28 protein-coding genes are annotated in these 26,826 nt (G+C 62.4%); 12 read left to right on the top strand and 16 right to left on the bottom strand.

Annotation, left to right across the window (positions count from 1 at the left end):
• Positions 1 to 48: 48 nt before the first annotated feature.
• Both ACIOAU_RS02390 and ACIOAU_RS02385 read left to right on the top strand, forming a co-directional pair.
• The gene (locus tag ACIOAU_RS02390) at positions 49 to 1,413 is read left to right on the top strand and encodes a glutamine synthetase family protein (protein ID WP_150571508.1); all 1,365 of its coding nucleotides are present in this window, start codon (positions 49 to 51) and stop codon (positions 1,411 to 1,413) included.
• A gap of 30 nt (positions 1,414 to 1,443) precedes the next feature.
• Positions 1,444 to 2,751, top strand: coding sequence for an FAD-binding oxidoreductase (locus ACIOAU_RS02385; RefSeq protein ID WP_150571507.1), 1,308 nt, complete (start codon positions 1,444 to 1,446; stop codon positions 2,749 to 2,751).
• Positions 2,752 to 2,803: 52 nt separating this feature from the next.
• On the opposite strand, the gene fadD1 is transcribed toward ACIOAU_RS02385, so the two are convergent.
• Both fadD1 and fadD2 read right to left on the bottom strand, forming a co-directional pair.
• On the bottom strand, positions 2,804 to 4,501 hold the full coding sequence (fadD1, locus tag ACIOAU_RS02380; protein ID WP_150571506.1) for a long-chain-fatty-acid--CoA ligase FadD1: 1,698 nt from the start codon (positions 4,499 to 4,501) through the stop codon (positions 2,804 to 2,806).
• A gap of 314 nt (positions 4,502 to 4,815) precedes the next feature.
• On the bottom strand, positions 4,816 to 6,504 hold the full coding sequence (fadD2, locus tag ACIOAU_RS02375; protein ID WP_401179713.1) for a long-chain-fatty-acid--CoA ligase FadD2: 1,689 nt from the start codon (positions 6,502 to 6,504) through the stop codon (positions 4,816 to 4,818).
• 202 nt (positions 6,505 to 6,706) lie between these two features.
• Here fadD2 and ACIOAU_RS02370 point away from each other — a divergent pair, with 202 nt between their 5' ends.
• Both ACIOAU_RS02370 and ACIOAU_RS02365 read left to right on the top strand, forming a co-directional pair.
• Entirely contained in the window at positions 6,707 to 7,651 is a 945-nt protein-coding gene (locus ACIOAU_RS02370; RefSeq protein WP_181106027.1) for an alpha/beta hydrolase, read from the top strand.
• A gap of 34 nt (positions 7,652 to 7,685) precedes the next feature.
• Complete coding sequence (locus tag ACIOAU_RS02365; RefSeq protein ID WP_101317557.1) at positions 7,686 to 8,171, top strand: MaoC family dehydratase; 486 nt, start codon at positions 7,686 to 7,688, stop codon at positions 8,169 to 8,171.
• A 3-nt stretch (positions 8,172 to 8,174) separates the two neighbouring features.
• Here the strand turns inward: ACIOAU_RS02365 and ACIOAU_RS02360 are convergent, their stop codons facing one another.
• From ACIOAU_RS02360 to ACIOAU_RS02345, 4 genes are read right to left on the bottom strand one after another with little or no spacing between them, the layout of a single operon-like run.
• Complete coding sequence (locus tag ACIOAU_RS02360) at positions 8,175 to 9,413, bottom strand: RNA polymerase sigma factor (RefSeq protein WP_401179708.1); 1,239 nt, start codon at positions 9,411 to 9,413, stop codon at positions 8,175 to 8,177.
• The gene (locus tag ACIOAU_RS02355) at positions 9,413 to 9,904 is read right to left on the bottom strand and encodes an SRPBCC family protein (protein WP_150571501.1); all 492 of its coding nucleotides are present in this window, start codon (positions 9,902 to 9,904) and stop codon (positions 9,413 to 9,415) included. Before ACIOAU_RS02355 ends, ACIOAU_RS02360 begins: the two co-directional genes overlap by 1 nt.
• An 18-nt stretch (positions 9,905 to 9,922) precedes the next feature.
• Positions 9,923 to 10,267, bottom strand: a complete 345-nt coding sequence (locus ACIOAU_RS02350; protein WP_101317550.1) for a YciI family protein — start codon at positions 10,265 to 10,267, stop codon at positions 9,923 to 9,925.
• Between the two features lie 57 nt (positions 10,268 to 10,324).
• Entirely contained in the window at positions 10,325 to 10,750 is a 426-nt protein-coding gene (locus ACIOAU_RS02345) for a nuclear transport factor 2 family protein (RefSeq protein WP_101317548.1), read from the bottom strand.
• 160 nt (positions 10,751 to 10,910) lie between these two features.
• Between ACIOAU_RS02345 and ACIOAU_RS02340 the strand changes: the two genes are divergently transcribed.
• The gene (locus tag ACIOAU_RS02340; RefSeq protein WP_101322963.1) at positions 10,911 to 11,702 is read left to right on the top strand and encodes an AraC family transcriptional regulator; all 792 of its coding nucleotides are present in this window, start codon (positions 10,911 to 10,913) and stop codon (positions 11,700 to 11,702) included.
• Here the strand turns inward: ACIOAU_RS02340 and ACIOAU_RS02335 are convergent.
• Positions 11,672 to 12,310 (bottom strand): LysE family translocator, encoded by a 639-nt coding sequence (locus ACIOAU_RS02335; RefSeq protein ID WP_401179703.1) that lies wholly within the window; start codon positions 12,308 to 12,310, stop codon positions 11,672 to 11,674. The genes ACIOAU_RS02340 and ACIOAU_RS02335 overlap by 31 nt on opposite strands.
• A 140-nt stretch (positions 12,311 to 12,450) precedes the next feature.
• Positions 12,451 to 13,404, bottom strand: a complete 954-nt coding sequence (locus ACIOAU_RS02330) for a threonine dehydratase (RefSeq protein WP_101317544.1) — start codon at positions 13,402 to 13,404, stop codon at positions 12,451 to 12,453.
• A gap of 74 nt (positions 13,405 to 13,478) precedes the next feature.
• Here ACIOAU_RS02330 and ACIOAU_RS02325 point away from each other — a divergent pair, with 74 nt between their 5' ends.
• The gene (locus ACIOAU_RS02325) at positions 13,479 to 14,840 is read left to right on the top strand and encodes a PLP-dependent aminotransferase family protein (protein WP_401179700.1); all 1,362 of its coding nucleotides are present in this window, start codon (positions 13,479 to 13,481) and stop codon (positions 14,838 to 14,840) included.
• Here ACIOAU_RS02325 and ACIOAU_RS02320 read toward each other — a convergent pair whose 3' ends face one another.
• On the bottom strand, positions 14,841 to 15,098 hold the full coding sequence (locus tag ACIOAU_RS02320) for a DUF2790 domain-containing protein (RefSeq protein WP_101317542.1): 258 nt from the start codon (positions 15,096 to 15,098) through the stop codon (positions 14,841 to 14,843).
• 329 nt (positions 15,099 to 15,427) lie between these two features.
• On the opposite strand from ACIOAU_RS02320, the gene ACIOAU_RS02315 reads away from it, so the two are divergent.
• Positions 15,428 to 15,796 carry a GNAT family N-acetyltransferase gene (locus ACIOAU_RS02315; protein WP_150571518.1) on the top strand — a complete coding sequence of 123 codons (369 nt, stop codon included), beginning with the start codon at positions 15,428 to 15,430 and terminating at the stop codon, positions 15,794 to 15,796.
• Here ACIOAU_RS02315 and def read toward each other — a convergent pair.
• The 3 genes from def to ACIOAU_RS02300 form a co-directional block, all read right to left on the bottom strand.
• Complete coding sequence (def, locus tag ACIOAU_RS02310) at positions 15,751 to 16,287, bottom strand: peptide deformylase (RefSeq protein ID WP_101317540.1); 537 nt, start codon at positions 16,285 to 16,287, stop codon at positions 15,751 to 15,753. The two genes, ACIOAU_RS02315 and def, sit on opposite strands and share 46 nt — an antisense overlap.
• Positions 16,287 to 17,243, bottom strand: coding sequence for a YihY/virulence factor BrkB family protein (locus tag ACIOAU_RS02305; protein ID WP_101317538.1), 957 nt, complete (start codon positions 17,241 to 17,243; stop codon positions 16,287 to 16,289). Before ACIOAU_RS02305 ends, def begins: the two co-directional genes overlap by 1 nt.
• A gap of 312 nt (positions 17,244 to 17,555) precedes the next feature.
• The gene (locus tag ACIOAU_RS02300; RefSeq protein WP_101317536.1) at positions 17,556 to 17,735 is read right to left on the bottom strand and encodes a CsbD family protein; all 180 of its coding nucleotides are present in this window, start codon (positions 17,733 to 17,735) and stop codon (positions 17,556 to 17,558) included.
• A 255-nt stretch (positions 17,736 to 17,990) separates the two neighbouring features.
• Between ACIOAU_RS02300 and ACIOAU_RS02295 the strand changes: the two genes are divergently transcribed.
• On the top strand, positions 17,991 to 18,371 hold the full coding sequence (locus ACIOAU_RS02295) for a hypothetical protein (RefSeq protein WP_401179695.1): 381 nt from the start codon (positions 17,991 to 17,993) through the stop codon (positions 18,369 to 18,371).
• Here ACIOAU_RS02295 and ACIOAU_RS02290 read toward each other — a convergent pair whose 3' ends face one another.
• Positions 18,372 to 19,208, bottom strand: a complete 837-nt coding sequence (locus tag ACIOAU_RS02290; RefSeq protein ID WP_103436493.1) for a S1 RNA-binding domain-containing protein — start codon at positions 19,206 to 19,208, stop codon at positions 18,372 to 18,374.
• Between the two features lie 129 nt (positions 19,209 to 19,337).
• Between ACIOAU_RS02290 and ACIOAU_RS02285 the strand changes: the two genes are divergently transcribed.
• Positions 19,338 to 20,207: a DUF6279 family lipoprotein gene (locus ACIOAU_RS02285; protein WP_401179692.1), complete on the top strand. Its 870-nt coding sequence runs from the start codon at positions 19,338 to 19,340 to the stop codon at positions 20,205 to 20,207.
• 3 nt (positions 20,208 to 20,210) lie between these two features.
• Here ACIOAU_RS02285 and aceK read toward each other — a convergent pair whose 3' ends face one another.
• A complete protein-coding gene (aceK, locus tag ACIOAU_RS02280; RefSeq protein ID WP_401179689.1) occupies positions 20,211 to 21,929 on the bottom strand; it encodes a bifunctional isocitrate dehydrogenase kinase/phosphatase in 1,719 nt (572 codons plus the stop codon).
• 114 nt (positions 21,930 to 22,043) lie between these two features.
• Between aceK and ACIOAU_RS02275 the strand changes: the two genes are divergently transcribed.
• Together ACIOAU_RS02275 and ACIOAU_RS02270 are read left to right on the top strand one after the other, a co-directional pair.
• Positions 22,044 to 22,940 (top strand): DMT family transporter, encoded by an 897-nt coding sequence (locus tag ACIOAU_RS02275; RefSeq protein WP_150571491.1) that lies wholly within the window; start codon positions 22,044 to 22,046, stop codon positions 22,938 to 22,940.
• Positions 22,937 to 23,407, top strand: coding sequence for a DUF4265 domain-containing protein (locus ACIOAU_RS02270; RefSeq protein ID WP_312389215.1), 471 nt, complete (start codon positions 22,937 to 22,939; stop codon positions 23,405 to 23,407). The genes ACIOAU_RS02275 and ACIOAU_RS02270 overlap by 4 nt, the downstream gene beginning before the upstream one ends.
• A gap of 1 nt (position 23,408) precedes the next feature.
• Here the strand turns inward: ACIOAU_RS02270 and ACIOAU_RS02265 are convergent, their stop codons facing one another.
• Positions 23,409 to 24,344 (bottom strand): aspartyl/asparaginyl beta-hydroxylase domain-containing protein, encoded by a 936-nt coding sequence (locus ACIOAU_RS02265; protein WP_401179685.1) that lies wholly within the window; start codon positions 24,342 to 24,344, stop codon positions 23,409 to 23,411.
• 229 nt (positions 24,345 to 24,573) lie between these two features.
• The gene (gene cysK / locus ACIOAU_RS02260; RefSeq protein WP_401179682.1) at positions 24,574 to 25,548 is read right to left on the bottom strand and encodes a cysteine synthase A; all 975 of its coding nucleotides are present in this window, start codon (positions 25,546 to 25,548) and stop codon (positions 24,574 to 24,576) included.
• A gap of 125 nt (positions 25,549 to 25,673) precedes the next feature.
• Here cysK and ACIOAU_RS02255 point away from each other — a divergent pair, with 125 nt between their 5' ends.
• Entirely contained in the window at positions 25,674 to 26,747 is a 1,074-nt protein-coding gene (locus ACIOAU_RS02255) for a DUF748 domain-containing protein (RefSeq protein WP_401179679.1), read from the top strand.
• The last annotated feature ends 79 nt before the right edge of the window (positions 26,748 to 26,826 follow it).

Raw genomic sequence — 26,826 nt, 5'->3', positions numbered from 1 at the left:
TGCGCGCAGGTCCGTGCGCCTCAGCAATGAGCCGCGAGCGAATCCACCATGCACTTTGCTCCCCTTGAGCAGGCCGAACAGTTTCTGGCCAATAACCCTGATATCGACCTGATCGAGCTGTTCATCCTCGATGCCAACGGTGTGCCCCGCGGCAAGCTGCTGCACCGTGACGAACTGCTGGCGGTTTACCAAAGCGGCAGGCCGCTGCCGAGCACCATTCTTGGCTTGACCATCAATGGCGACGACGTGGAAAACTCCGGCCTGGTGTGGGACGTCGGCGATATCGACTGCCGCGCTTATCCCCTGCAGGGCAGTCTGGTGCGCCTGCCGTGGCGGCGGGTGCCAACCGCGGCAGTGCAAGTCAGCATGCACCCGCGTGAAGGCCTACCAGCCAGTGTTGCCGACCCACGTCACGTCCTGCTGCGCACCATCGAAGCGCTCAAGGCCGACGGCTACCACCCGGTGATGGCCTGCGAACTGGAGTTCTACCTGCTCGACCAGCAGCGCGACGCCCACGGCCGGCCGCAGCCCGCGCTGGACAACGACGGCGGCCGCCCGCGCGCCACCCAAGTGTATGGCCTGCGCGAACTGGAGCAGATCGAGCCGTTTCTGGCTGACCTGTACGCCGCCTGCAAAGCCCAGGGCATCCCTGCGCGCACGGCGATTTCCGAGTACGCCGCAGGCCAGGTCGAGATCACTCTGGAACACGGCGACGCCCTGGCGGCGATGGACCAGGCCGTGCGCTACAAGCGCTTGGTCAAGGGCATTGCCCATGCCCACGGCATGCAGGCGTGCTTCATGGCCAAGCCGTTCGCCGAACTGGCCGGCACCGGCATGCACATGCACCTGAGCCTGGCCGACGCCGAGGGTCACAATCTGTTTGCCAGTGAAGATCCGGCCGGCACGCCGCTGCTGCGCCAGGCAGTCGCCGGTATGCTCCGCCATCTGCATGAATCACTGTTGCTGTTTTGCCCCAACGCCAACTCGTTCCGCCGCTTCCAGGCCAACAGCTACGCGCCGCTGGCGCCGACCTGGGGCGTCGACAACCGCACCGTGAGCCTGCGCGTGCCCGGCGGCCCGGCCAACAGCCGGCACATCGAACACCGCATCTGCGGCGCCGACGCCAACCCGTATCTGGCGGCTGCGGCGATTCTCGCCGCCACCCATCAGGGCCTGCGCGAACAGCTCGACCCCGGCGCGCCGGTGACGGGCAACGGTTATGCCCAGGCCACCGAACACCTGCCCACCGACTGGCTGACCGTGCTCGCTGCACTGGAGCAGTCGACCTGGGCCAAAGAGGCTCTCGGCGAGGATTTTCTCGGGGTATACCTCAAGGTCAAGCGCGCCGAGTACCGCCAGTTCATGGCCGAAGTCGGCGAGCAGGATTGGCGCTGGTACCTGCACCAGGCCTGAGCCCTACCCTTTTCATCTCAAGGAATTCGCATGAACGCAGCACTGAACAAGGGTTCGGCCCAGCGCGCGCCGTCCTACTACAGCGCCACTGTCAACGATCACAGCCAGTACCCCACTTTGCAGGGTACGCACCAGGTCGATGTGGCGATCATCGGCGGCGGTTTCACCGGCGTAGCCACGGCGGTCGAGCTGGCCGAACGTGGGCTCAAGGTGGCCATTGTCGAAACCAATCGCATCGGCTGGGGCGCCAGCGGGCGCAACGGCGGCCAGGTGACGGGCAGCCTGTCCGGCGACGAGGCGATGCGCCAGCAGATGAGCGCGCGCCTCGGCAGCGAGGTCGATGACTTCATCTGGCAACTGCGCTGGCGCGGCCACCAGATCATCGAGCAACGGGTGCAACGCTACGGCATCGAGTGCGACCTCAAGCGCGGCCACCTGCACACCGCGATGAAGCCATCGCACATGGCCGAGCTGCAGAGTTTTCAGGCCGAGGCCCAACGCCGTGGCATGGGTGATCAGCTCGAGTTGCTCGATCGCGACGGGGTTGCCCGCCACCTGCAGAGCCCGCTGTACCTGGGCGGCCTGAAGAACATGCGCAACCTGCACCTGCACCCGCTAAACCTGTGCCTGGGCGAAGCGCGCGCGGCACACGCGATGGGCGCCCTGATTTTCGAGAATTCCGAGGTACTCGACATCGTTCACGGCCCTCGCCCGGCGGTGGTCACCGCCCAGGGCCGGATCGAGGCGCGTCAGGTGATGCTCGCCGGCGATGTCTATCACAAGCTGGAAAAGCGCCAGCTAAAGGGCAAGATCTTCCCGGCGATGGGCGGCATCGTCACCACCGCGCCACTGGGCGAACTGGCCGAGCAGATCAACCCGGAGGATCTGGCGGTGTACGACTGCCGCTTCGTCCTCGACTACTACCGCCTGACCGCCGACAAGCGCTTGCTGTTCGGCGGTGGCGCCAACTACTCCGGCAAGGATTCACGGGACATCGCCGGCGAGCTGCGGCCGTGCATCGAGCGCACCTTCCCCGCTCTCAAAGGCGTGCCGATCGAGTTCCAGTGGAGCTGCGCGATGGGCATCGTGGTCAACCGCATTCCGCAGTTGGGCAAACTCTCGGACAACGTCTGGTACTGCCAGGGTTATTCCGGGCACGGCGTTGCCACCAGCCACATCATGGGTGAAATCATGGCTGAGGCGGTGACCGGAACGTTGGAGAAGTTCGATACCTTTGCCGGCTGCAAGCACGTCAAGGTGCCAATGGGCGACCTGCTCGGCAATCCGCTGCTGGCGGCCGGGATGTGGTACTACCAGATGCTGGAAAAACTGCGCTGACAGCTGCAGCGGCGACTGCGCGGGCATCAGCTGCCACGCAGTCGCCACCTGATCAGGCGGTCTTTTTCAGGCCTTGCTTCTTCAGCTCTTCGTCACGCAGCTCGCGGCGCAGGATCTTGCCGACGTTGGTGGTTGGCAAGGCATCACGGAACTCGATATAACGCGGCACCTTGTAGCCGGTGACGTTGGCGCGCATATGCTCCATGACCTGCTCCTTGGTCAGGGTCATGCCCGGCTTGACCACGATGAACACCTTGATCAGCTCGCCCGACTTCTCGTCCGGTACACCGATCGCAGCGCACTGCAGCACACCCGGCAAACCGGCGAGCACGTCTTCAAGTTCATTGGGGTAGACGTTGAAGCCGGACACCAGAATCATGTCCTTCTTGCGGTCGACGATACGCATGTAGCCATCGGTCTGGATCAAGGCGATGTCGCCAGTCTTCAACCAGCCGTCGGCATCGAGAATCTCGGCGGTAGCATCTTCGCGCTGCCAGTAGCCTTTCATCACCTGCGGGCCTTTGACGCACAGCTCGCCGACCTCGCCCAGGGCAAGCTCCTGGCCGCTGTCATCGATGATCTTGCACAGCGTCGACGGCACCGGGATGCCGATGGTGCCGACCTGGTTGGCCTCAGCCGGATTGACCGCAGCAACCGGGCTGGTTTCGGTCATGCCGTAGCCTTCGCAGATGGCGCAGCCGGTTACGGCTTTCCAGCGCTCGGCAACGCTCAACTGCAAGGCCATGCCACCGGACAGGGTGATCTTCAGTGCCGAGAAGTCCAGAGCGCGAAAGCCTTCGTTGTTGCACAGGGCAACGAACAACGTGTTGAGGCCGACAAAGCCGCTGAACTTCCACTTGCCGAGCTCCTTGACCATCGCCGGCAGGTCGCGCGGGTTGCTGATCAGCACGTTGTGGTTGCCGATCAGCATCATTGCCATGCAATGGAAGGTAAAGGCATAGATGTGGTAAAGCGGCAGCGGCGTGATCAGGATCTCGCAGCCTTCTTGCAGGTTGGCGCCCATCAACGCACGGCACTGGAGCATGTTGGCGACCAGGTTGCGGTGGGTGAGCATGGCGCCCTTGGCCACCCCGGTGGTGCCGCCGGTGTACTGCAGCACGGCAACATCATCGGCCTGCGGGTTGGCTTCGTTGACCGGCTGGCCGGCGCCCTTGGCCAAGGCATCGTTGAAACGTACGGCCTTGGGCAGGTGATAGGCCGGGACCATCTTCTTCACGTATTTGATGACGCTGTTGATCAGCAGCCGTTTCAGCGGCGGCAGCAGGTCGGCCACTTCGGTGACGATGACGTGTTTGACCTGGGTCTTGGGCACCACCTTTTCAGCCAGGTGGGCCATGTTGGCCAGGCACACCAGCGCCTTGGCGCCAGAGTCGTTGAACTGGTGTTCCATCTCCCGCGTGGTGTACAGCGGGTTGGTGTTGACCACGATCAGGCCAGCGCGCATGGCACCGAATACCGCCACCGGGTACTGCAGCACGTTCGGCAGCTGCACGGCGATGCGGTCGCCCGGCTTGAGGTCAGTGTGCTGCTGCAGCCACGCGGCAAACGCGCCGGACAGCGTGTACAGCTCGCCATAGGTCAGGGTCTTACCCAGGTTGCTGAAGGCCGGCTTGTCGGCAAAACGCTGGCAGGATTGCTTGAGCACCGCCTGGATATTGGGGAATTCATCAGGATTGATTTGCGCCGCTACCCCGGCTGGGTACTTATCCTTCCAAAAATTTTCGATCATGGAAGCCAACTCCTTGAGCAACAGCGAATTCTTTATACGCGTTTATGCGTTTATTATTGATAGAAGGCGCCGGTTCATTGCCAACCGTATCCTCTGAAAGCGGGCCGAGAGTATCAGCTTTGCCAAGGGTCGCCTAGAGGCCAAAACAGGCCAAACGGTCACAAATATGACTCAATGAATTATATAAGTCATATTTAGAGTAATTAGCCAAAATGTCGCAAACCGGCTGCTGTGGGTTGATCTACTGGCTATGCATATAAAGAGAGGCAAGCGCGTCGCCGCTGCTTGCCTCTGCAGTGCCTAGGCCAGACCGGTCAGGCGATGTCGCGCAGCTCGCGCCGCAGGATCTTGCCGACCGGCGTCATTGGCAGCGAATCGCGCAGGACGATGTGCTTGGGCACTTTGTAACCGGTGAAGTTGGCCTTGCAGTAGGCCTTCAGCTCTTCAACGCTGACGCCCCCTTCACGGGCCACCACAAACAGCTTCACCGCCTCGCCGGAACGCTCGTCCGGCACCCCGATTGCGGCGCAGTTGGCGACCTGCGGGTGGGCCATCACCACATCCTCGATCTCGTTCGGGTACACGTTGAAGCCCGAGACAATGATCATGTCTTTCTTGCGGTCGACAATCCGCGTGTAGCCATCAGGATCGATGACGGCGATGTCACCCGTCTTGAACCAGCCTGCACTGTCGAGCGCCTGCGCCGTTGCCTCGGGCTGCTGCCAGTAGCCTTTCATCACTTGCGGGCCCTGGATACACAGCTCGCCGCGCTCGCCCAAGGGCAACTCGTTGCCATCGTCATCGATGACCTTGAACGCCGTGGCCACTACCGGGATGCCTACTGTGCCCAGCCGCGCCAGCTGCCCATAAGGGTTGGTACTGGCCACAGGCGAGGTTTCGGTCAGGCCGTAGCCTTCGACGATGCGGCACTTGGTCAGGCTCTCCCAACGCTCCGCGGTGGCCTTGACCAACGCGGTACCACCGGAGTTGGTGACCTTCAACGCCGAGAAATCCAGCGACTTGAAACCGGGGTGGTCCATCAGCGCGACAAACAGCGTATTCAGGCCAATCAAGCCCGAGAAACGCCACTTGCCCAGCTCCTTGATAAACCCCGGGATATCACGTGGGTTGGTAATCAGCACGTTGTGGTTGCCGGTGACCATCATGCACATGCAGTTCGCCGTAAAAGCATAGATGTGGTACAGCGGCAGCGGCGCGATCATCACCTCCTGGCCTTCCTTGATCATCTTCTGGCCGTCGGCGCCGTGCTGGGAGAAGCACGCCAGTACCTGCAGCATGTTGGCGACCAGATTGGCATGGGTCAGCATGGCGCCCTTGGCCAAGCCGGTGGTGCCGCCGGTGTACTGCAGCACGGCGACATCGTCGAGGCTGCGCGGCACCGGTGTGTGGCTCAACGCCCTGCCCTCGCGCAGCACCTGCTTGAACGACTTTGCCTGCGGCAGATCGAAGGCCGGGACCATCTTCTTGACCTTGTCGACCAGGGTATTGACCAGCCAGCCTTTGGCGGTAGGCAGCAGATCCCCCATCTTCGCTTCGATCAGGTACTCAAGGCCGGTATCGGGGAGCACCTCCTGCACCCTTCTGCCAAACATGTTCAGGTACACCAGCGCACGCGCGCCGGAATCCTTGAACTGGTGGCGCATTTCCCGCTCGGTGTACAGCGGGTTGGTGTTGACCACGATCAGCCCGGCCCGCAGCGCACCGAACACCGCAATCGGGTACTGCAGCACGTTGGGCATCTGCACGGCAATACGATCGCCGGGGGCCAGATCGGTATTGGCCTGCAGCCAGGCGGCGAAGGCCGCCGAGTGGTGTTCGAGCTCGCCATAACTCAAGGTCACGCCGAGGTTGCTGAAGGCCGGGCGGTCGGCGAAGCGCTTGCAGGAGCGCTCGAACACATCGACCACGCTGCGGTAGGCATTGATATCGATGGAGGAAGGCACGCCCGCCGGGCGTTTGTCATTCCAGAAGTCGGCATGCATTTATTATTGTTCCTCTTGGCCTGGAGCGTCCTTGACCTGCTGCACGGGGCGACAGGCGTTGAGCCGACGTTAGCAGGTAAGTGGGAGGTGGCAAACACGCCAAGGGCCGCCATTAACATTGTGAATCTTATTTGTGCCCGCCCTGCAATTTCAGTGGTAGTGCGTACACTGTCGGGGAACATGCACAGAAAAGGACGCGGTCATGGCTTACGATGCGCTCTGGGTTGCCGCCAGTGAGCACAGCAACCTGTACCTGCACCAATGGCTGCCGGCCACACCGGTCAAGGCCGTGGTGCTGCTGGCGCATGGCATGGCCGAGCATGGCGGGCGCTATCAGCGCTTGGGCCAGGCACTGAGCGCCGCCGGCTTTGCCCTGCTCGCGCCTGATCAGCGTGGCCATGGCCGGACCGCCGAGAACGGTCGTCTGGGCCTGTTTGCCCGCAAGGATGGCTGGAATGCCGTGGTCAACGATCTCGGCCTGCTCAGCCAGCACATCGGCCAGCGCTTTCCTGGCACGCCACTGTTTTTGTTTGGCCACAGCATGGGCAGTTACATCGTCCAGGCTTACCTGCTGCACCACAGCGCCAGCGTGCACGGAGCTATTCTCAGCGGCTCCAACCTGCAGCCGCCCAGGCTGTATCGCGCCGCGGCCCTGATCGTCCGCGCCGAAGCCTGGCGCCAGGGCGCCGAGGCCAGCAGTGCGCTGATCGACAAGCTTTCGTTCGGCAGCTTCAACAATGCCTTCAAGCCTACCCGGACGCCATTCGACTGGCTAAGTCGCGACGAAGCCGAAGTAGACAAGTACATCGCCGACCCGCTGTGCGGGTTTCGTTGCAGCAATCAGTTGTGGCTCGATCTGCTCCGAGGCCTGGCGCAAGTCAGCCGGCCGAGCAACCTTGCCCAGGTCGATCCGAACCTGCCGATACTGATAATTGGCGGTGAATGTGATCCGGTGAGTGCCGGCAAGCGTCTCAGTGATCTGGCCGTCGCTTTGAGCGCGACCGGCAACCGGCATGTGCAGTTGCGCCTGTACCCGCAGGCGCGCCACGAACTGCTCAATGAAACCAATCGCGACGAGGTTACCGCCGACATTCTCGGCTGGCTCGAGCAGACGCTGGCCCTTGGCCGCCCCGCTCGCAGTGAATGATAGCCAGGCCCCGTCCGCCAATAAGGAAGCCCTGATGACCCAGGTCACCAACACCCCCTACGAAGCCCTCGAAGTGGGTCAGAAAAATGAAGAGTTCGTCAAGCGCGTTGAAGAGCGCGACATCCAGCTCTTCGCCGCCATGTCCGGTGACCACAACCCCGTCCACCTCGATGCCGAGTACGCTGCCAAGACCATCTTCCGCGAGCGGATTGCCCACGGCATGTTCACCGGCGCCCTGATCAGCGCGGCAGTGGCCTGCAACCTGCCCGGCCCAGGCACGGTGTATTTGGGCCAGCAGATGAGTTTCCAGAAGCCGGTAAAAATCGGCGACACACTGACCGTGCGCCTGGAAATCCTCGAAAAGCTGCCCAAGTTCAAGGTGCGTATCGCCACCAACGTCTACAACCAGAACGGTGAGCTGGTGATTGCCGGCGAAGCCGAGATTCTCGCGCCGCGCAAGCAGCAGACCGTGCAGCTGGTGACGCCGCCGACCTTCGAGCCGAGCGTTGCCGAAGCCTGACTTCTAGCGGCCCTGCAAGTCGCGCAGGCGCTGCTCGATGTAGCGCCGCTCCGGCCCTTGTTGAGTCAGTATCAGGGCTCGCTGCCACGCTGCGCGAGCCTGCTCGGTCTGGCCCAGTTGGCCGTGCAGTTCTGCGCAGGCGGCGTGCGCCAGGTGATAGTCGAGCCGTTCGCCGCGCTGCAACAGCGCTTCGATCAGCACCAAGCCCGCCTGCGGGCCATCGCGTCTGGCCAGGGCTGCGGCGCGATTGAGTTCGATCACCGGTGATGGCCAGTGGCGCTGCAATACATCGTACAAACCAATGATCTGCGCCCAGTCGGTATCTTCCGGGCGGAGCGCTTCTGCATGCAGCGCCGCGATCGCCGCTTGCAGGCTGTAGATACCGGCCGGGCCAGCGCGCAGCGCCTGTTCGGCCAACTGGCAGCCTTCGGCGATCTGCTGGTGATTCCACAGGCGGCGATCCTGTTGATCGAGCAGTACCAGGTTACCGTCAAGGTCACTGCGCGCTGCTTGCCGGGAAGCTTGCAGCAGCATCAGTGCCAACAGGCCTGTCACCTGCGGGGCCGGCAGCAGTTGCAGCAGCAGTCGACCAAGCCGAATCGCCTCATCACACAGCTCACGGCGCACCACCGCTTCACCCGAGCTGGCTGAATAGCCTTCGTTGAAGACCAGGTAAATCACCCGCAGGACACTGTCCAGACGCTCTGGCAGCTCGGCCTGCTCGGGGACCTGATAGGCGATACCGGCATCGCGGATCTTCGCCTTGGCGCGGACGATGCGCTGGGCAATGGTTGCCGGACGCTGGACAAAGGCACTGGCAATCTGCTCGGTGCTGAGGCCACAGACTTCACGCAGGGTCAGCGGCACCTGGACATCCGCAGCCAGCGCGGGGTGGCAGCAGGTGAAGATCAGGCGCAAGCGGTCATCGCCGAGTAGCGCTTCATCAGCGGGGTCGTCATCGCTGGGCACAAGCATGATCAGATCCGCCTGGGCATGATCGAAACGGGCATGTCTGCGCAACAGATCGATGGCCTTGAAGCGCCCGGTCGACACCAGCCAGGCCCGTGGATTGCTGGGGATGCCATCACGCTGCCAGCGCTCGACCGCGATGAAAAACGCCTCGTGCATGGCCTCCTCGGCCAGGTCGAAATCACCCAGCAGGCGAATCAAGGTGGCCAGAATGCGCCGCGAGTCTCGTCGGTAGAGCTCATCTACCACCTCACGCAGCTGCTCGCCGAGCATCAGTCAGGCATCTGCTGAGTGACTACCTCCACCAGGCGGTCCAGGCTTTGTCCCCACCCCTGGTGAAAGCCCATTTCTTCGTGGGCGCGGCAATCCTCGGCATTCCAGTGCAGCGCGCGGGCGGTATAGCGGGTCTTGCCGTGTTCATCATCGAAGGTCACCACTGCGGTCATGAAGGCCTTGGCGGCGGGGACCCAGCCCGGCCGAAACGCATCGGTGAAGACCAGCCGACGTGGCGCCACGATTTCCAGGAAGACACCCTGGTTATCGTATTCGGTGCCGTCCGCGGTGCGCATCAAGGTCCGGAACAGGCCGCCAACCCACAGCTGCATTTCGCATTCCGGGGTGGTCATGCCGTGCGGGCCCCACCACTTCATCAGCCATTGCGGTTCGCTCCAGGCGCGGAATACCTTCGCCGGTGGGGCGTCGATCAGGCGAGTGATGGACAGTTCATGTTCGGCCACTGCAGAGCCTGCGTGTGCGTGCGTCATTGTTGTTGTGCTCCACGTTCAGGGTTGTAGTTCGCGCACCGGGCGGACCTCGACGCTGCCGACTCGGGCGGCGGGGATGCCTTTGGCGATGCTCAACGCTTCATTGAGGTCGCGCGCTTCGACCAGATAGAAACCGGCGAGCTGTTCCTTGGTGTCAGCGAATGGCCCGTCGGTCAGGCTCATCTGGCCATTGCGCACGCGCACCGTGGTCGCGGCCTGGACAGACTGCAGCGCCTGCGCGGCGAGCACGCGGCCGCTGCCCTCCAGTGCCTGCGCATAAGCCTGGCATTCGGCATCGGCGGGGCTGTCGGGCAAGCTGTGCAGCAGCCCCTCGTCACAATAGACCAGGCACAGGTATTTCATGATTGCCTCCAACGTCAGTGGACAGTGCGTTTGGCGATAACAGCAGGCGTGCTCAGCTCAAGGTTGCAGGTTGAACAGCGCCTTCTGGGTTTGCATGTCGAACGGCGCCGACCAGTGCTCGTGGATGACCTGCCACTGCGCGCCACTGCGACGATAGCCGACCGTAACGCGCATGAAGCCGCATTGGCTGTCGTCATCTGCCGGCCCGCAGCGATTGAGCCAGTGGGCCAGGGCGAGGTTGTCGTCGACATGCAGGGTCAGTTGATGGATCTCGAACACCATCTCGCCCGAGCACATGCCCATGCACATTTCCCAGTGCGCACGGTAGGCGGCCTTGCCCTTGAAGTGCAGGGCCTGAATGGCGTCAAAGGCGACGACGTCTTCGGCGTAGGGAGCAACGATTGCATCGATGTCACGCTCGCGCACGGCCTGCATCCAGCTGTCGATCTGTTGACGCAGTAGCGATTCGGTTGAGGTAGTCATTATTGGGCTCTCGACCAGGGCAGCGCAGGATCATCCAGCGCCTTCATGACTAGTCGAATTGCGAGAGGCGAAATCGACAGGCACTGAAAAATATTTTTTTGAGCCCGGTCGACGGGTACCATTGGCCACTGCACTCCTGCTGCCGCCTACGGGTATTGCCATGCCTTTGACCAGCGAAACCCTGCCTGCAAGCCCGCATTTCGAGCTGAGCTGGGTGCGCGCGCAAGGCGGTGCCAGCTTCCCGCGGCATACCCATGACGAGTACGTGATCGGCGCCAATCTCAGTGGCCAGGAGCGGATTTGGCTCGATGGCCGCGAGCTGGAGGTGGCGCCAGGCCAGATCACCTTGTACAACCCGCTGGCCGTGCAGGGTTCGGAATTTGCCACGACAGGTGTGGAATACATCAGCCTGCACCTGGCGCCAGCGGCGATCACGCAACTGATCAGCGCCGACAATCTGCGCTCGACCGCTACTGCGCCACGTTTACAGCAAGGCGTGCTGCAGCGGCCGCAGCTGTTTGCTGCGTTGCTGGAGCTGGCTCGGGCCAGTGACGAGCAACGCGAACAGGCCGAGCTGTTGTTGCTCGCGCAATTGCTGGAGCAACCCGCCAGCGCCGCCCATGAGCAGTCAGCGGCCGTCGCTACCAGCCAGGCATTCATGCGTGAGCATCTGCAGCAACGGCTGCCTCTCGAGCAGCTGGCGCAGGTCGCCGGCTTGAGCAAATATCACTTCGTACGCTGCTTCAAAAAGGCCACCGGCCTGGGCCCGTTGCAGTACCACATGCAACTGCGCCTGATCGAAGCGCGGCGCCGGTTACGTCTTGGCCAACACGCACAGGACGTGGCGCTGGACCTGGGTTTCTACGACCAGAGCCACTTCATCACAGCGTTTCGCCGGGTACATGGCGTGACGCCGCAACATTACGCGGCGGCAAGAATGAATTCGCGGTAGCCTGAAACGATCACATACACCGCGAAGTAGCAGAAAATCGCTGCCGACAGCAGGTAAGACCAGGTCAGCAAGCGGTCACCGAGCAAGCGCCCGCCGTGGCTGGCAATACCGCACAAGCTCACGCACCAGAGCAGACCGGCCGTGAAGAAACCGCCGAGAAACACAACCGCGTCGAGCAAGCTGCCAGCGCCTGAGCGGGAGATCAGCACACCGCCGACCGCAGCGAACCAGAGGATCGCGCTCGGCGACGACATCGCCAGAAACACCCCTCGCGCAAACTCGCGCCAACCCGACTCGAGCACCACCTCGGCGCGCGCATCCAGATGCCCGCCGCGCCAGGCGGCCAGCAGCATCTTCAGCGCAAACCAGATCAACAACGCCGAACCACCAAGCCACAGCACCCAGCGCACACTCTCGAACTGCAGCAGCACGGTCATCCCGGCCAATGCTGCGATGGCGTAGATCAGGTCACCTACGCAGGTGCCCAGGCCCAACCAGAATCCCTGAAGAAAACCACGCTGCATGGCCAGGGTGATCATGGCGATATTGGCGATGCCGATGTCCAGACACAGCGACAGGCTCAGCAGAAATCCGTTGGAAAAAGGCATGGGTAATAGCTACGCGACAGATCAGGAGGCGCTGATTAAGCCACAGGCCAACGGCGCCGGTATTGGAAGAAATTGCCTGCTTCCCGGTTGCGCCGATCTTCACTTACCCGTTTAAGAGTACGCCAGCGCCGTCTGGGTATTCAGCCGCTCAAGACCTGCGCATAACGTTGACGATCAATATTCGCGCCACTGAGCACCACCGCAACGCGCTTGCCCTTCTGCCGCTCACGTTCCTGCAACAGCGCAGCCAAACCTGCAGCGCCAGCTCCCTCAGCAGTGTTGTGAGTGGTTTCGTGGTAAATGCGCATGGCCTCGGCGATCTCGTCATCGGTCACCCGCACGATCCGCGCGGCATGCTGATGAATCAAGGCAAAGGCATCCGGGTGCGGCATCCGACAGGCCATGCCATCGGCAAAGGTGTTGGCCGTGGCGGTGGTGACGATGCGGCCCTGTTCAAAGCTCTGCGCGTAGGCGTCGGCGGCAGTCGAGACCACGCCGACGATTTCGGTCTTGAGCCCAAGCAGGTTGCGCGCCTGGATCAACCCGCAGATGCCCGAGCCCATGCCGATCGGCACGTACACGCAGTCCAGCGCGGCGACCGCATCGAACAGCTCCAAGGCATAGGTCGCTACGCCGCGCACCAGCTCCGGGTGGAACGACGGCACCATCTGGTAGCCCAGCTCGTTGGCCAACCGCGCGGCTTCTTCGCGGGCCAGATCGAAGTCGGCACCATGCTCGATCAGCTCGGCGCCCAAGGCCCGCATGGCGGCGTTTTTCTCCCGCGAGTTGCCTTGCGGCACGACGATCACCAGCGGGATACCCGCCTGGCGCGCGGCCAACGCCATGCTCTGGCCGTGATTGCCGCGTGTGGCCGTGACCAGCCCTTTCGGCGGCTGCCCGTGCGCCAACAACGAACGCACGTAGACCAGGCCACCGCGCACCTTGAACGCGCCGGTCGGAGCGTGATTTTCGTGTTTGACCCACACTTCGCAGCCGGCCCGCTCGGCCAGCAGCGGCCAGACATGCTGCGGCGTTGCGGGCAGGTGTTGGTGGACGAAATCAGCAGCTTCGCGCAGCGCGGCCAGGTCGAACATGACGATCTTCCTTCATCGTGTGAGTTGCCCTGATCCTAGGCGCGGGGCATTGTATGGGTAAATCGATATATTGCATGGGTGGCAATTTCATGTGGATCCCGACGCTGAATGCCAGCGATCAGCCGCGTTATCTGGCGCTGGTAGATGCCATTGCCGACGCCATCGAGCGCGGTGAGCTCAAGGTTGGCCAGCGCCTGCCGCCGCAGCGGCGCCTGGCCTGGGCGCTCGGGCTCAACCCAAGCACCACCCAGCAAGCCTACCGCGAAGCCGCTGCCCGTCATCTGGTCGCTGGCGCGGTGGGGCGTGGTACCTATGTGCTGGCGGGCAGCAAGGAGGCCACCCTGTTCCGGCTCAAGCGCCACGATGCAGAACAAGCGGTGATCGACCTGTCGACCAACGTGCCAGTGGTCGAACCCGACAACCGAGATCTGCAGGCCAGCCTGCACAGGCTGCTAGAACTCGAGCAGTCTGGCTTGCTCGAGCATTACCTGGGGCCTGAGCAACTGCTGGCGGGGCGCGTACACGGGGCACGCTGGCTGGCCGAACGCGGTTTGACTCTCGCGACCGACGAGCTGCTGCTGTGTGCCGGCGCGCAATACGCGCTGAACTGCGTGTTGCAGTCAGTGTGCGAGGACGGTGAAGCGGTGATGGTCGAGGCGCTGACGGCGCCTGGGATCAAGGCGGCGTGCCGGCAATTGCGTTTGCCAGTGCACGGCGTGGCGCTGGATGAGCACGGCCTGCGTCCGGAGGAGCTGGACCGCGTCACGCGTGCCAGCGGCGCCCGCGTGCTGGTGATCACCCCAACCCTGCACAACCCGACCTCAACCTGCATGGACGCGGCACGCCGCCAGGCCATCGCCGAGGTGGTCAAACGCCATCAGCTGTTGGTGATCGAAGATGATGTGTACGGCGCACTGAGCGAGCAGCCACCGCTGTACCCCCTGCTTGAGGGGCGCGGGATTCTGGTAAGCAGCCTTTCGAAAACGGTTGCCGCCGGCTTGCGCGTGGGTTGGATCGTGGCCCAGCCGTCCCTGCTCGCGCAGATCGAGCCGCACAGCCAGGCGAGTCACTGGTCGGTCTCGCCGCTGGATCTGCATATCGCCTGCCAGTGGATCGCCGACGGTACTGCCGCCCGCCGCTTGGCCTGGAACCGCCAAGAAACCGCCGAGCGCTGGCGACTGGCCCGCAGTGTATTGGGCGCGGCGTTGCTCGACGACCGGCAGGCCTCACCGCACGTATGGGTAGCGGCACCGGCCGGCGCCGAGGCGCTGGCCGCTGATTGCCGCAGGCGCGGGGTCGAGGTCGTTCCCGGCAACGTTTTCGCGATTGGTGTGGATGAGGTCAAGGCCGTGCGGATCAGCCTGTCGGCAGCCACCAGCCGAGCACAGCTCAAACAAGGCCTGGAGGCCGTCCGTCAGGCACTGGCCGAGGCCTGATCAGCCCTGGCTGCAACCCTCACCCATCGCCCGGTACTGCAGAGTATGGACCTGGCCCTGATGGTCCTCGTAAGTCATGGTGGCAGGCACCACATCGCAGACATTGGGCAGGGTCGACAGGCTGATCACACGTTTGATGTCGAGGTTGGTGCCGTATTCATATTGCACCGCCACAGGTGGGCTGGACACCGGTTGAGCCTCTTTTGCGAAGGCGAACGAGGACACACCGAAGAGTGCAAGAATCAGTAGAGCTTTCATGAGAGTTGGCCTTTGAGGCGATCAAGCTGAGCGATTGACTTCAGTCCGCCGTCATTGGCGCGGAGAAGTTGTCATCGAGTGCACCGATGGCACGAAGTACCGGTCCCGCTTTGTCGTACTGCTGAGGGGATGAGACAATTTTACGCCTGTTACGCAATACTTGAACCCCACGGTAGGACATACAGCCTTGCGCAATGTGCAACAGTCTGCCCCCCCGGGCGCCCGCTACCGCTGAACTGGAACACACGATGACTGCCCTGACCTACGCGCCCCTCTGCGGATTGGAGCAACGCCTGCTTGATCACTTCTATCGCCAGCAAGGCTCGCGCATGCGCTCGGCAGCCGGCGGCGCGCTGTGGGTAGCGCGTGCGGGCGCAATCGTTGCGGGGATGAGCTTGAGCCCGGTGGGCCACGGTCAATGGCTGACCGGGCTGCTGGTCGACCCACAGTGGCGTGGGCGTGGCATCGCTGGGCAGTTGATCGAGGCCTCGCTGGCAACTGCATCGGGCCCCGTGTGGCTGTTCTGCCACCCGGAGCTACTGCCGTTCTATCAGCGATTGGGCTTTGGCCCCGCGCATGATCTGCCCGAGGCGCTGAGCATGCGTCTGGCGCGCTATCAGCGCAGCAAAAACCTGGTCGCGCTCGGCCGTGATCAGTCGTCGCCGATGTCCAGCCCAGGGAACAACACCTCGGTGTAGCCAAACCGGGAGAAGTCCTGGATCCGCGATGGATACAGGCGACCGATCAGATGATCACACTCATGCTGCACGACCCGCGCATGGAAACCTTCAGCGACGCGCTCGATCAAGTTGCCCTCAGGGTCGATGCCGCTGTAGCTGATGCGCGTGAACCGCGGCACCACACCGCGCAAGCCCGGCACCGACAGACAGCCCTCCCAGCCCTCCTCGGTCTCACTCGACAGCGGTGTAATGACCGGGTTGAGCAGAATGGTCTGCGGCACTGCCTCGGCGTCCGGGTAGCGCTCGCTGTGCTCGAAGCCGAAGATCACCAGTTGCAGGTCGACGCCGATCTGCGGCGCGGCCAGGCCAACGCCACCGACATGGTGCATGGTCTCGAACATATCGGTGATCAACTGCTGCAGTTCGGCGCTGCCAAGCAGGTGTTCGGGAACAGGCGGGGCGATGCGCAGCAGGCGCTCATCGCCCATTTTCAGGATGTCACGGATCATCAGCGGTTCGGCTCTGGGCTCGGGGGTTCGGTCGCCACCGGACGCTCATGACCCAGCACAGACACGGTCTCCTTCGGCTTGTGGCCGTCAAAGTCCTTCTCGCCTGGGTCTTTACCCTCGGCGGACATGTGCTCGATCACCGCGTTCATCTCGGCGCCAAGCAAGAGTACGGCGGCTGAAATATAGAAGTACAGCAGCAGCACGATAATTGCCCCGATGCTGCCGTACATGGCGTTGTAGTCGGCGAAGGTCTTGACGTAATAACCAAAGCCCAGCGAGGCGATGATCCACACCACCACCGCCAGCACCGAGCCTGGGGTAATGAACTTGAATTTCTGTTTCACGTCCGGCATGACGTAGTAGATCAACGCCACCGCGACCATCATCAGCACGACGATTGCCGGCCAGCGCACGATCGTCCATAGAGTAACGATGAACTCCTGCATGCCCACCTGCGCCGCAATCCACTCCATTACCTGTGGGCCCAATACCATCAACGCCGCCGCTGCCAGGAGCATGCCGGCGATGCCGATGGTGTAGAAGATCGACAGCGGGATGCGCTTCCACACCGGGCGCCCTTCCGGAACGTCGTAAGCGGCGTTCATCGCACTCATCATCAAGCGCACACCGGCCGAGGCGGTCCACAGGGCAATCACGATACCCACCGAGAGCAGGCCACCCTTGGACTGCTGCAATTGGTCGATCACCGGATTGACCTGTTCCAGTGCCTGCGGCGGCAGCACCAGCTCGGACTGCAAGCGCAGCCAGGAGAAGAAGTCAGGCAGGTGCAGGAAACCGATCAGGGCAATCAGGAACAGCAGGAACGGGAACAGCGAAAACAGCATCTGGTAGGCCAGAGCCGACGCGTAGGTGGACATCTCGTCATCGAGAAACTCACTGACGGTGCGCACCAGCACACGGTGCAGGGGGAGGCCCTGCAAGGCGTTAAAAATCATAGCGTCTCCTTTCGCCGCTCGATCATCTTGGCTGCCGGCCGCCGATGCGACAGGCCTTATGGTATGCATGCAAGTCTAATAGACCACGCCAGGCGCGTTGCTGTTCATTGCTCATCAAAAGCAATTGGGGCCGCTCTACGGCCCTTCGCGGGCAAGCCCGCTCCCACAGGTACAGTGCTGGAGTCAGACTGTGCGCGATCCTGTGGGAGCGGGCTTGCCCGCGAAGGGCTGCAGAGCAGCCCCAAAATCAGCATTCAAACCTTAACTTACCGGCATCAACCCTTGGATAGCCGTTTTCCTAAGAATGAGCGCTTATGGCTTTTTAACCGCGTCTTTGACATCGCCGACTTTCTGCTGTGCTTCGCCTTTGACTTCCTGCGCCTTGCCCTCTGCACGCAGCTTGTCATTGTCGGTGACCTTGCCGACACCTTGCTTGATGTTACCTACCGCTTCGTTGGCCAAGCCTTTCGCTTTGTCTTTGGTGCCACTCATGGGGAAGTTCCTTTTAGGCAAAGACGCGAGATAACCGCGTCGACATACGAATCGACCGGTGGCCTTTGCCGAGAGTTTCATTTTTTTCTCGATCATTGCCTTGCGCGCAAAACCATCAGGCGCTGAAACATCGGCAAACAGCCGCCCATTGCAGGCAGCCGGGTAAAGCGACATCAGCGTGTGCAAGCCTTGCTCGCCCGCGCGCCACCCCGCACAATGTCAGGTCATCTCAAGCGTCAACCCGCAGGAACCTGCATGAAACTCGACAAACCCGCCGCCATCGCCCGGCGCAACCAAGCGCTGGCCCGGCCGGTGCTGAGCAGCGACAACTGCCTGTTCGCCATCCTCGACCCCAAGCGCAACCTGTGGTGGTTCGACATCCCGATGCGGCTGCTGGTCAAAGGCCAGCCTGACTGGGTCAACCTGCTGCTGCACAGTCCGGAGTCAGACGAGCTGCAGCACTTGAAAGTGCCGATCAACTACCTGCGTGCGCACCAGGAGCAACTGGAAGTGCGCAACGCCGGCAAGCGCCGCTCGACCATCAGTCTGGCCCTCAGCGCTGACCGCGATTCGCTGCTGCGCGACACCCGGCCGGGCGGCGAGCAGCTGGACTTCCGCACCTTCGTCCAGGACTGATCAGACCCGCTCGATGCGATCGTCAAGGATGACGATACGGCCGGCCTTGAACAACGCGCCAATGGCTTTCTTGAAGTTGCCCTTGCTGACGTTGAACAGGCCGCTGATCACCTGCGGATCACTCTTGTCACACACTGCCAGAGTGCCGCCAGCAGCTTCCAGCTTGGCCATGATCTGCTCTTGCAGGCCATCGGCCAGGGCCTGACCAACCGGCTGCAGGCTCAGGGCGATCTTGCCGTCCTGGCGCACTTCCTTGATAAAGCCCTTCTCGTGCATGCCCGAACGCAGGAACTTGAATATCTCGTTCTTGTGAATCAATCCCCAATGGCGGTTGTTGATGATCGCCTTGAAGCCGAGATCGGTTTCATCGGCCACCAGCAGCTCAACCGGCTGGCCTGCGGTGTACGCGGCCGGGGTCAGGTCGAGGTAGCGGTCAAGCCGCGCGGTGGCGGTGATGCGGCGGGTGCGTTTGTCCAGGTAGACGTGGACAACACAGTAATCGCCGATCTTCAGCGAGCGCTTCTCTTCCGAGTAGGGCATCAGCAAGTCTTTGCTCAGGCCCCAGTCGAGGAAGATACCAGCCCCATTGATATCTTTTACCTTCAGGCTGGCGAACTCGCCGACCTGCACCTTGGGCTTCTCGGTGGTGGCGATCAGCTGGTCTTCGCTGTCCAGGTAGATGAACACGTTGAGCCAGTCATCGAGCTCGGTGGGCGTATCCTTGGGGATGTAACGCCGCGGCAGGAGGATTTCGCCGTCGGCGCCGCCATCCAGGTACAGGCCGAATTCGACGTGCTTGACGATTTGCAAACTGTTGTAACGCCCAAGTAGAGCCATTTCCGATGTTCCTCAAGACAAGGCGGCTATTCTACACCTGAACCCGCCGCCTCGCCCGACCGCTGGTTCGACTGAACTGCAAACCCGCCGCTGCGTCTATTGCTGGCACGCTCTTGCAAGGATTCGCTCATGCCTGTCTGCCTGACCAACGCCCTGCGCTTCAGCCTTGTCGCCCTGCTCTGCGCCGCCACCCTGTTCGGCTGCAGCCGCATCGACCTTGCCTATCGCAACCTCGACACGCTGGTGCCGTGGTCGCTGGGCGATTATCTGGACATGAACCGCGAGCAGAAAAACTGGCTCGACCAGCGCTTGCAGGCGCATCTGGCGTGGCACTGCTCCACACAGCTGCCCGGCTACCTCGACTGGCTCGACCGCATGCGTGCGATGGTCGCCGAGGATCAAGTCACCGATCAGGCCTTGCAGCAGCGCACAGCAGAGGCCCGCGAGGCGATTGCCCGGGTCACCGAAGCAATCACTCCGTCCGCAGTCGAACTGCTGCGCGGCATGGATGATCAGCAGGTCGAAGAGATGCGCCAGGCATTCGCGGATGACATCCGCGAGCGCCAGCGCACCTACGTCGACACGCCGCTGGCCAAGCAAATCAGCAAACGCGCCGAACGTATGGAGAAACGCATCAAGCCCTGGCTCGGCGAGCTCAACGCCGCCCAGCGCCTGCGCGTGCAGAACTGGTCGCAAGCCTTGGGCGACCAGAACCGCCAGTGGATCGCCAACCGCGCGCACTGGCAGCAACAGTTGCTGCTGGCCATGCAGCAACGTGCGACGCCCAGCTTCGAACCGCGCGTCGCACAGCTGCTGCAGCACAAAGAAAGCCTGTGGACGCAGGACTATCGCAAGGCGTTCAACAACACCGAGCTCCAGGCGCGCGGCCTGCTGGTAGACCTGATCAAGGACAGCACACCCGCCCAGCGTCAGCTTCTGCAAGAGCGCCTGAGCAAGGTGCGCACCAGCTTCAGTGAACTGAAATGCCTCAGGGGCTGACCGTCATTCGCGCGACTGACGTCGATAAGGGAACACATCGATGACCTTGCCGCCGGCAATGGCCGCCTGCAGCCCTTTCCAGTAATCGGCGTCGTATAGCTCCCCGTGCAGCTTGCTGAACAGGCGGCGCTGGCCGATATCGGCAAACAGAAACGGTGGGAATTCTTCCGGGAACACATCATGGATGCCGATCGAATACCACGGCTCGCCTGACATCTCGTCTTCGGGATAGCGCGGCGGCGGGATATGGCGAAAGTTGACCTCATCGAGAAAGCAGATTTCGTCGTAATCGTAAAACACCACCCGCCCATGGCGGGTTACGCCGAAGTTCTTCAGCAGCATGTCACCGGGGAAGATATTGGCCGCCGCCAGTTGCTTGATCGCCAGGCCGTAATCTTCCAGCGCCTCCAGCACCTGGGCGTCGCTGGCCTGTTCCAGATACAGATTCAGCGGCGTCATCCGCCGTTCGGTCCAGCAGTGGCGGATCAGCACCGTGTCGCCCTCCAGCACCACGGTGGACGGAGCCACTTCCAGCAACTCGGCCAGGCACGCGGCCTCGAACTTTTTCCGCGGGAAGCGAAAGTCAGCGAACTCCTGGGTGTCGGCCATGCGCCCGACCCGATCGACGCTTTTTACCAGGCGGTATTTGTCGATCACGGTAGTGCGGTCGACTGTTTTTGACGGTGCGAAACGGTCCTTGATGATCTTGAACACCGTACTGAAGCCCGGCAGGGTAAACACGCTCATGACCATGCCGCGCACACCCGGCGCCATGACGAAGCGGTCGTCGCTGCTGGCCAGATGATTGATCAGCGCCCGATAGAACTCCGACTTGCCATGCTTGTAGAAGCCAATCGAGGTATACAGCTCGGCCACATGTTTGCCGGGCAGAATACGTTTGAGAAAGCTGACGAACTCCGCCGGCGCCGGCACATCGACCATGAAATAGGAGCGGGTGAAAGAGAAAATGATCGACACCTCGGCTTCGTCGGTGATCACCGCGTCCGCCTCGAGGCCATGACCTTCGCGGTGCAGCAGTGGGATCACCAGTGGCCACTGCTCATCCCGGGTGTACAAACGGCCTACCAGATACGCACCTTTGTTGCGGTACAGCACCGGCGCAAACAGCTCCAGTGCCAGGCTCGCGTCCTTGCACACCCAGTCGGGCAAGCTGCTGCGCAGTTGCTGTTCAAGGCGGCTGACGTCGCTGGGCAAGTCCGCATAGTCGACACTGAACGGGTAATCGGCAAACACCCGGTGCAACAACCCGCTCAAGCTACCGTCGGCCTGATAAATGCGCGTCTGCGCAGCGCGCTGATGGTCGCGCAGGGCCGGCCGGGTGGTGTGGATGAACATGCAGCTGTCGCTGATCAGGTCATGGCTGAACAGGCTGCAGAACAGTGAGTTGTACCAAGTCTCGGCCAACTCATCGTCCAGCCGCGGGTTGATCAGCCCAATGTAGGCGCTTTTGACCAACGGCCATTGTGCGACATCGAGCAATAGCGCCTCGGCAAATCCCTCGCGCAGCCAGCCATTGACCTCGACGACCTTCTCCTCATACAAGCTGATCCGCGCAGCTGCCGCCCGCTGGCTGTCGTGCCAGTCAGCGCGCTCGAATCGCTCGCGCGCACCCAGGGTTATCTGCCGGAAGTGCTCGCGGTAGTTATCGAAGCCATCGAGTACCCTGCGGGCGATTTCGCTGGCGGGCCAGTGCTGGGACATACTGATGCCTCTGCAGGGTTCAAGCGCTCAGCTTAGTAGCGCAGCAAGAAAGGACAAGAACCTGCCCAGCGCACTCACGTACACTCCCACCCTGCCCTGATTCTGGAGACCCCCGTGAGCCCCATCGCCCTCGCCCGCCTGCTGACCCTTGCCGCTGTCTGGGGGGCCAGTTTCCTGTTCATGCGCATCATCGCCCCGGAGCTCGGCACGGTACCGACGGCGTTTTTCCGGGTCTCGATCGCGTGCCTGGGCTTGATCGCGATCCTGGCCGTGGCGCGGGTGCCATGGCAGTTCAACGGCAAGCTCGGCGCCTGCCTGCTGCTGGGCATGATCAACTCGGGCATCCCGGCGACGTTCTACTCGGTGGCCGCGCAGGTGCTGCCTGCGGGTTACTCGGCGATCTTCAACGCCACCACGCCGCTGATGGGCGTGCTGATCGGCGCGCTGTTCTTCCACGAGCCAATGACGGCCAGCAAGCTGGCGGGGATTTTTCTTGGCCTGCTCGGCGTCGGCATCCTCAGTGGCGCCGGCCCGGTGGCACTGGACCTGGCCCTGGTGCAAGGCGCGCTGGCGTGCCTGGCCGCGACCACCTGCTACGGCTTTGCCGGCTACCTCGCGCGGCGCTGGATCAGCGGCCTGGACAGCCGCCTGTCGGCCCTGGGCAGCATGCTCGGCGCAACCTTGCTGTTGAGCCCGCTGTTCGCCTGGAGCGCCCTCAGCCAGCCACCTGCCAGTTGGGGCGGCTGGCAGGTGTGGTTGTCGTTGCTCGGGCTGGGCCTGCTATGCACGGCTTTTGCCTACATCCTGTACTTCCGCCTGCTGGCCGAGATCGGCCCGGTCAAGGCCAGTACCGTGACCTTCCTGATCCCGGTGTTCGGCGTGCTGTGGGGCGCCTGGTTGCTGGATGAGTCGCTGTCGATGGGCCACCTGTACGGCGGGCTGCTGATCGGCGTCGCGCTGTGGCTGGTACTCAGGCCTGCACCGCGCGCGCTGGCGCAGGCGCGCTCATGAGCACGGAGCACTCGCCGGTGTTCAAAAAGGTCCTGTTCCGCCTGGAGCAGGATGCGCAAGGCTACCCTCCGGCTTCGGTGGAAGGCCTGTGGGCGCAGCAGACAGAGGCTGGCTACCTGATCGACAGCATCCCGTTCTACGCCTACGGCATCGCCCCCGGCGACCTGATCAGCGTCAGCGAAGCCGATGGCGAGGTGTGGTTTGCGGCGTTGAGCAACAGTGGCGGCGCCAGCGTGTTTCGCGTGCTGGTCAAGTTAGCTGGGGCGTTGGAGCCGGTGCGCGCAGCGCTGAGCGAGTTCGGTTGCCCCAGCGAAGTGGAGCAGGCGGTGAAGATGCTGGCCGTGCAGGTGCCGCCGACGCAGTCGCTCGACACCTTGCTCTATTACTTGCTGACCCAGCGCGAAGCTGGAACGCTGGAGTTCGAGGAAGGCGTGTTGCGCCACGCCATCCCCGCAGAGTTTCGCTGAGTCAGAACAACCAGCGATACAGCAGGTAAGCCACCAGTACGGCCAGGATCGGCCGCAGAATGCGGTAGGCCTTCGGGTTGGCGCGCTTGAACTGTTTGACCCGGGTGCTGAGCTTGTTGCTGAAACGCTTGCTCCAGGCATAGGCCTGGTTGATCCCGCCGACGCGCTCGTCATCGGTGTTCTGCGGTGCAGTAGCACGGCCGAGGAAGGCACTGACCTTACGGTTGATGCGGGTAATCAGCGGGCTGGTCAGCGGCCGCTCGATGTCACAGAACAGGATCACCCGAGTGACGTCGGTCTCGTTCTTGACCCAGTGCACAAAGGTCTCGTCGAACATCACGTCTTCCCCGTCACGCCAGGCATACGGCTCGCCGTCGACGTAGATGCGGCAGTTGTCGGAGTTGGGTGTGGACAGCCCGAGGTGATAGCGCAACGAACCGGCGAACGGGTCGCGGTGTGGGTTCAGGTGGCTACCACCTGGCAGCAGGGCAAACATCGCGCCCTTGACGCTGGGGATGCTGCTGACCAGCTCGACGGTCTTCGGGCACAGCGCCTCGGCCGACGGCAGCGGTTTGTCGTACCACTTCAGGTAGAAGCGCTTCCAGCCCTTCTTGAAGAACGAGCCAAAGCCTGCGTCATTGTCTTTTTCGGCGGCGCGGATGTAGCCCTCGTCGAACAGGCGCATGGCCTCTTCACGGATCACCGGCCAGTTGTCCTTGAGCACATCCAGCTCAGGGAAGCGCTGGCGATCCAGGTATGGCTTGGACGGCACGCCGGAGAACAGGTACATCAGGCTGTTGTAGGGGGCGAACAGCGCCGAATGGTTGACGAACTGGCGCAGCACCGGCAAGCGCGCCTTGCCGCGCAAATGGACGTACAGCACGCTGCCGAAGAACACCAGCAGGACACCCGCCTTGGCGACAAAGGAAAAGCTCATGCAACACTCCTTGGAGTAGGAAATCAGGCCATCACTTGCAGATAGCCGAACATCATAAACCCATCCGCCCGCAGTAAAAACAGGTTGCGCCGGATAGCAATGTTGAAGATTTTGTAATAAAGGCTTTCGCGGGGTATTGCGCGGGGTCAGGCAATTGCGCGGTACACGCCCTGCGCCGGGAATCCAAGGCGGCTCTCGGTTTGCTCAAGAGCCGCCATGACACAGGATTTTACTGCTGGTTTTCCTGCTCGGTAAACAGGTCAGAGAAAAGCATGCTCGACAGATAGCGCTCGCCCGAGTCGGGCAGGATCACCACAATGGTCTTGCCGGTCATCTCTGGCTTTTCGGCCAGGCGCCCGGCCGCAGCCATCGCTGCACCACAGGAGATACCGCAGAGAATGCCCTCCTCCTGCATCAGGCGCAGGGCCATGGCCTTGGCTTCGTCATCGCTGACCGTCTCGACCTGGTCGACAATCGAAAGATCAAGGTTCTTGGGGATGAACCCGGCGCCAATGCCCTGAATCTTGTGCGGGCTGGGCTTGAGCTCCTGGCCGGCCAGCGCCTGGGTGATCAGGGGCGAGGCCACCGGCTCGACCGCAACTGACAGGATCGGCTTGCCCTGGGTGTGCTTGATGTAACGGGAAATACCGGTGATGGTGCCGCCCGTGCCGACGCCTGCAACCAGCACGTCAACCGCGCCGTCGGTGTCGTTCCAGATTTCCGGGCCGGTGGTTTTTTCATGGATAGCCGGGTTGGCCGGGTTGTCGAACTGGCCAGGCTGGAAATACATCTGCGGGTCCGAAGCAACGATTTCGTTGGCCTTGTCGATGGCGCCTTTCATGCCCAGCGCAGGCTCGGTCAGCACCAGCTCGGCGCCCAGCGCCTTGAGCACCTTGCGCCGCTCCAGACTCATCGAAGCGGGCATGGTCAGTAGCAGTTTGTAGCCACGGGCGGCGGCAACGAAGGCCAGGCCGATACCGGTGTTGCCCGAAGTCGGCTCGACCAGGGTCATGCCCGGTTTGAGTTTGCCACTGCCTTCGGCGTCCCAGACCATGTTCGCGCCGATCCGGCATTTGACCGAGTAGCCGGGGTTACGCCCCTCGATCTTGGCCAGGATGGTCACCCCGCGCGGGGCGATGCGGTTGATCTGCACCAGCGGCGTGTTGCCGATGGAATGGGCGTTGTCTGCGTAGATACGGCTCATTGGCAGGGTCCTTAACCGAGCGGGGAAAGCCTCAAGGGTAAGCCTGCCCGCCAGCAGCGTAAAGCCCGGTCGAACTCCCCGGCGATGCCTGCGGTCAACCGCTCAACCTGCTTTGGAGAGCCCTCATGACAGCCCGCTATCGCCGGCCACTGTTCGCCCTGGTCAGCCTGCTTGTGATACTGCTTGCCGTGCACCTGGCCCTGCCCTACCTGATGCGCGACTACTTGAACGAAAAACTGGCCGACATGGGTGATTACCGCGGCCAGGTCAGCGACGTCGACCTGGCGTGGTGGCGCGGCGCCTACCAGATCAACGGCCTTAAGATCGTCAAGACCACTGGCAAGGTACCGGTGCCGTTTGTCGATGCGCCGAAAGTCGACTTTTCGGTGAGCTGGCATTCGCTGTGGTACGACCACGCAGTGGTGGCCGAGGTGACCTTCCTGCGCCCGGAGCTTAACTTCGTCGACGGTGGCAACAAGCAGAACTCGCAGACCGGTCAAGGCACCGACTGGCGCCAGCAGCTGGAAAAACTGCTGCCAATCACCCTCAACGAAGTGCGCATCGATGACGGTACGCTGACCTTCCGCAACTTCAACTCCAAGCCGCCGGTAACGCTCAAGGCCACGCAGTTGCAGGCGAGCATCCGCAACCTGACCAATGTGCGCGATGCCGAGGGCCGCCGCGACGCCAGCTTCGAAGGCACCGCGCGCCTGCTCGGCGATGCCAAGGTCGAGAGCAAGGCGACCTTTGACCCGTTCAGCGACTTCGATGATTTCGAGTTCCGCCTGCGCGCTACTGGCATTGAACTGCGCAAGATGAATGACTTCGCCAGTGCCTATGGCAAGTTCGACTTCAATGCCGGCAATGGCGACGTGGTGATCGAGGCTCAGGCCGAAAAAGGCCGACTAAAGGGCTACATCAAACCGCTGCTGCGCAATGTGGAAGTATTCAACTGGCAGCAAGACGTCGAGAACAAAGACAAAAGCTTTTTCCGTTCGATCTGGGAAGCGGTGGTCGGCACTACCGAAACCGTGCTGAAAAACCAGCCGGAAAACCAGTTCGCCACCCGCGTCGAGCTCAGCGGCAGTGTGCATCAGCAGAACATCAATGGCTTCGAGGCGTTTCTGCAGATCCTGCGCAATGGCTTCATCCAGGCGTTCAGTGCGCGCTATGAAAGGCCCGCGCCTGACACTGACTGAAAGGCGGCGCGACGCACCATTCAGAGACTGAATACCCGGTCTGCGTTTGCAGCTGCCCAGGTGCGGCGTATAGTCCAGT

It is taken from the genome of Pseudomonas sp. NPDC088322 (assembly GCF_044740745.1).
GTDB lineage: Bacteria > Pseudomonadota > Gammaproteobacteria > Pseudomonadales > Pseudomonadaceae > Aquipseudomonas > Aquipseudomonas shirazensis.
Note: the sequence above shows the minus strand (reverse complement) of the source record. Positions and strands in the feature narration are given on the sequence as shown.

Coding starts and splice junctions, on each gene's coding strand:
- ACIOAU_RS02370 (WP_181106027.1), top strand. CDS start 6,707: ATGGCTTACGATGCGCTCTGGGTTGCCGCCAGTGAGCACAGCAACCTG.
- ACIOAU_RS02315 (WP_150571518.1), top strand. CDS start 15,428: ATGCGCTCGGCAGCCGGCGGCGCGCTGTGGGTAGCGCGTGCGGGCGCA.
- ACIOAU_RS02270 (WP_312389215.1), top strand. CDS start 22,937: ATGAGCACGGAGCACTCGCCGGTGTTCAAAAAGGTCCTGTTCCGCCTG.
- fadD2 (WP_401179713.1), bottom strand. CDS start 6,504: ATGCATGCCGACTTCTGGAATGACAAACGCCCGGCGGGCGTGCCTTCC.
- ACIOAU_RS02290 (WP_103436493.1), bottom strand. CDS start 19,208: ATGGCTCTACTTGGGCGTTACAACAGTTTGCAAATCGTCAAGCACGTC.
- ACIOAU_RS02360 (WP_401179708.1), bottom strand. CDS start 9,413: ATGCTCGGCGAGCAGCTGCGTGAGGTGGTAGATGAGCTCTACCGACGA.
- ACIOAU_RS02340 (WP_101322963.1), top strand. CDS start 10,911: ATGCCTTTGACCAGCGAAACCCTGCCTGCAAGCCCGCATTTCGAGCTG.
- ACIOAU_RS02265 (WP_401179685.1), bottom strand. CDS start 24,344: ATGAGCTTTTCCTTTGTCGCCAAGGCGGGTGTCCTGCTGGTGTTCTTC.
- ACIOAU_RS02335 (WP_401179703.1), bottom strand. CDS start 12,310: ATGCCTTTTTCCAACGGATTTCTGCTGAGCCTGTCGCTGTGTCTGGAC.
- ACIOAU_RS02320 (WP_101317542.1), bottom strand. CDS start 15,098: ATGAAAGCTCTACTGATTCTTGCACTCTTCGGTGTGTCCTCGTTCGCC.
- ACIOAU_RS02325 (WP_401179700.1), top strand. CDS start 13,479: ATGGGTGGCAATTTCATGTGGATCCCGACGCTGAATGCCAGCGATCAG.
- cysK (WP_401179682.1), bottom strand. CDS start 25,548: ATGAGCCGTATCTACGCAGACAACGCCCATTCCATCGGCAACACGCCG.
- aceK (WP_401179689.1), bottom strand. CDS start 21,929: ATGTCCCAGCACTGGCCCGCCAGCGAAATCGCCCGCAGGGTACTCGAT.
- fadD1 (WP_150571506.1), bottom strand. CDS start 4,501: ATGATCGAAAATTTTTGGAAGGATAAGTACCCAGCCGGGGTAGCGGCG.
- ACIOAU_RS02350 (WP_101317550.1), bottom strand. CDS start 10,267: ATGAAATACCTGTGCCTGGTCTATTGTGACGAGGGGCTGCTGCACAGC.
- ACIOAU_RS02365 (WP_101317557.1), top strand. CDS start 7,686: ATGACCCAGGTCACCAACACCCCCTACGAAGCCCTCGAAGTGGGTCAG.
- ACIOAU_RS02330 (WP_101317544.1), bottom strand. CDS start 13,404: ATGTTCGACCTGGCCGCGCTGCGCGAAGCTGCTGATTTCGTCCACCAA.
- ACIOAU_RS02255 (WP_401179679.1), top strand. CDS start 25,674: ATGACAGCCCGCTATCGCCGGCCACTGTTCGCCCTGGTCAGCCTGCTT.
- ACIOAU_RS02390 (WP_150571508.1), top strand. CDS start 49: ATGCACTTTGCTCCCCTTGAGCAGGCCGAACAGTTTCTGGCCAATAAC.
- ACIOAU_RS02300 (WP_101317536.1), bottom strand. CDS start 17,735: ATGAGTGGCACCAAAGACAAAGCGAAAGGCTTGGCCAACGAAGCGGTA.
- ACIOAU_RS02285 (WP_401179692.1), top strand. CDS start 19,338: ATGCCTGTCTGCCTGACCAACGCCCTGCGCTTCAGCCTTGTCGCCCTG.
- def (WP_101317540.1), bottom strand. CDS start 16,287: ATGATCCGTGACATCCTGAAAATGGGCGATGAGCGCCTGCTGCGCATC.
- ACIOAU_RS02305 (WP_101317538.1), bottom strand. CDS start 17,243: ATGATTTTTAACGCCTTGCAGGGCCTCCCCCTGCACCGTGTGCTGGTG.
- ACIOAU_RS02295 (WP_401179695.1), top strand. CDS start 17,991: ATGAAACTCGACAAACCCGCCGCCATCGCCCGGCGCAACCAAGCGCTG.
- ACIOAU_RS02355 (WP_150571501.1), bottom strand. CDS start 9,904: ATGACGCACGCACACGCAGGCTCTGCAGTGGCCGAACATGAACTGTCC.
- ACIOAU_RS02385 (WP_150571507.1), top strand. CDS start 1,444: ATGAACGCAGCACTGAACAAGGGTTCGGCCCAGCGCGCGCCGTCCTAC.
- ACIOAU_RS02345 (WP_101317548.1), bottom strand. CDS start 10,750: ATGACTACCTCAACCGAATCGCTACTGCGTCAACAGATCGACAGCTGG.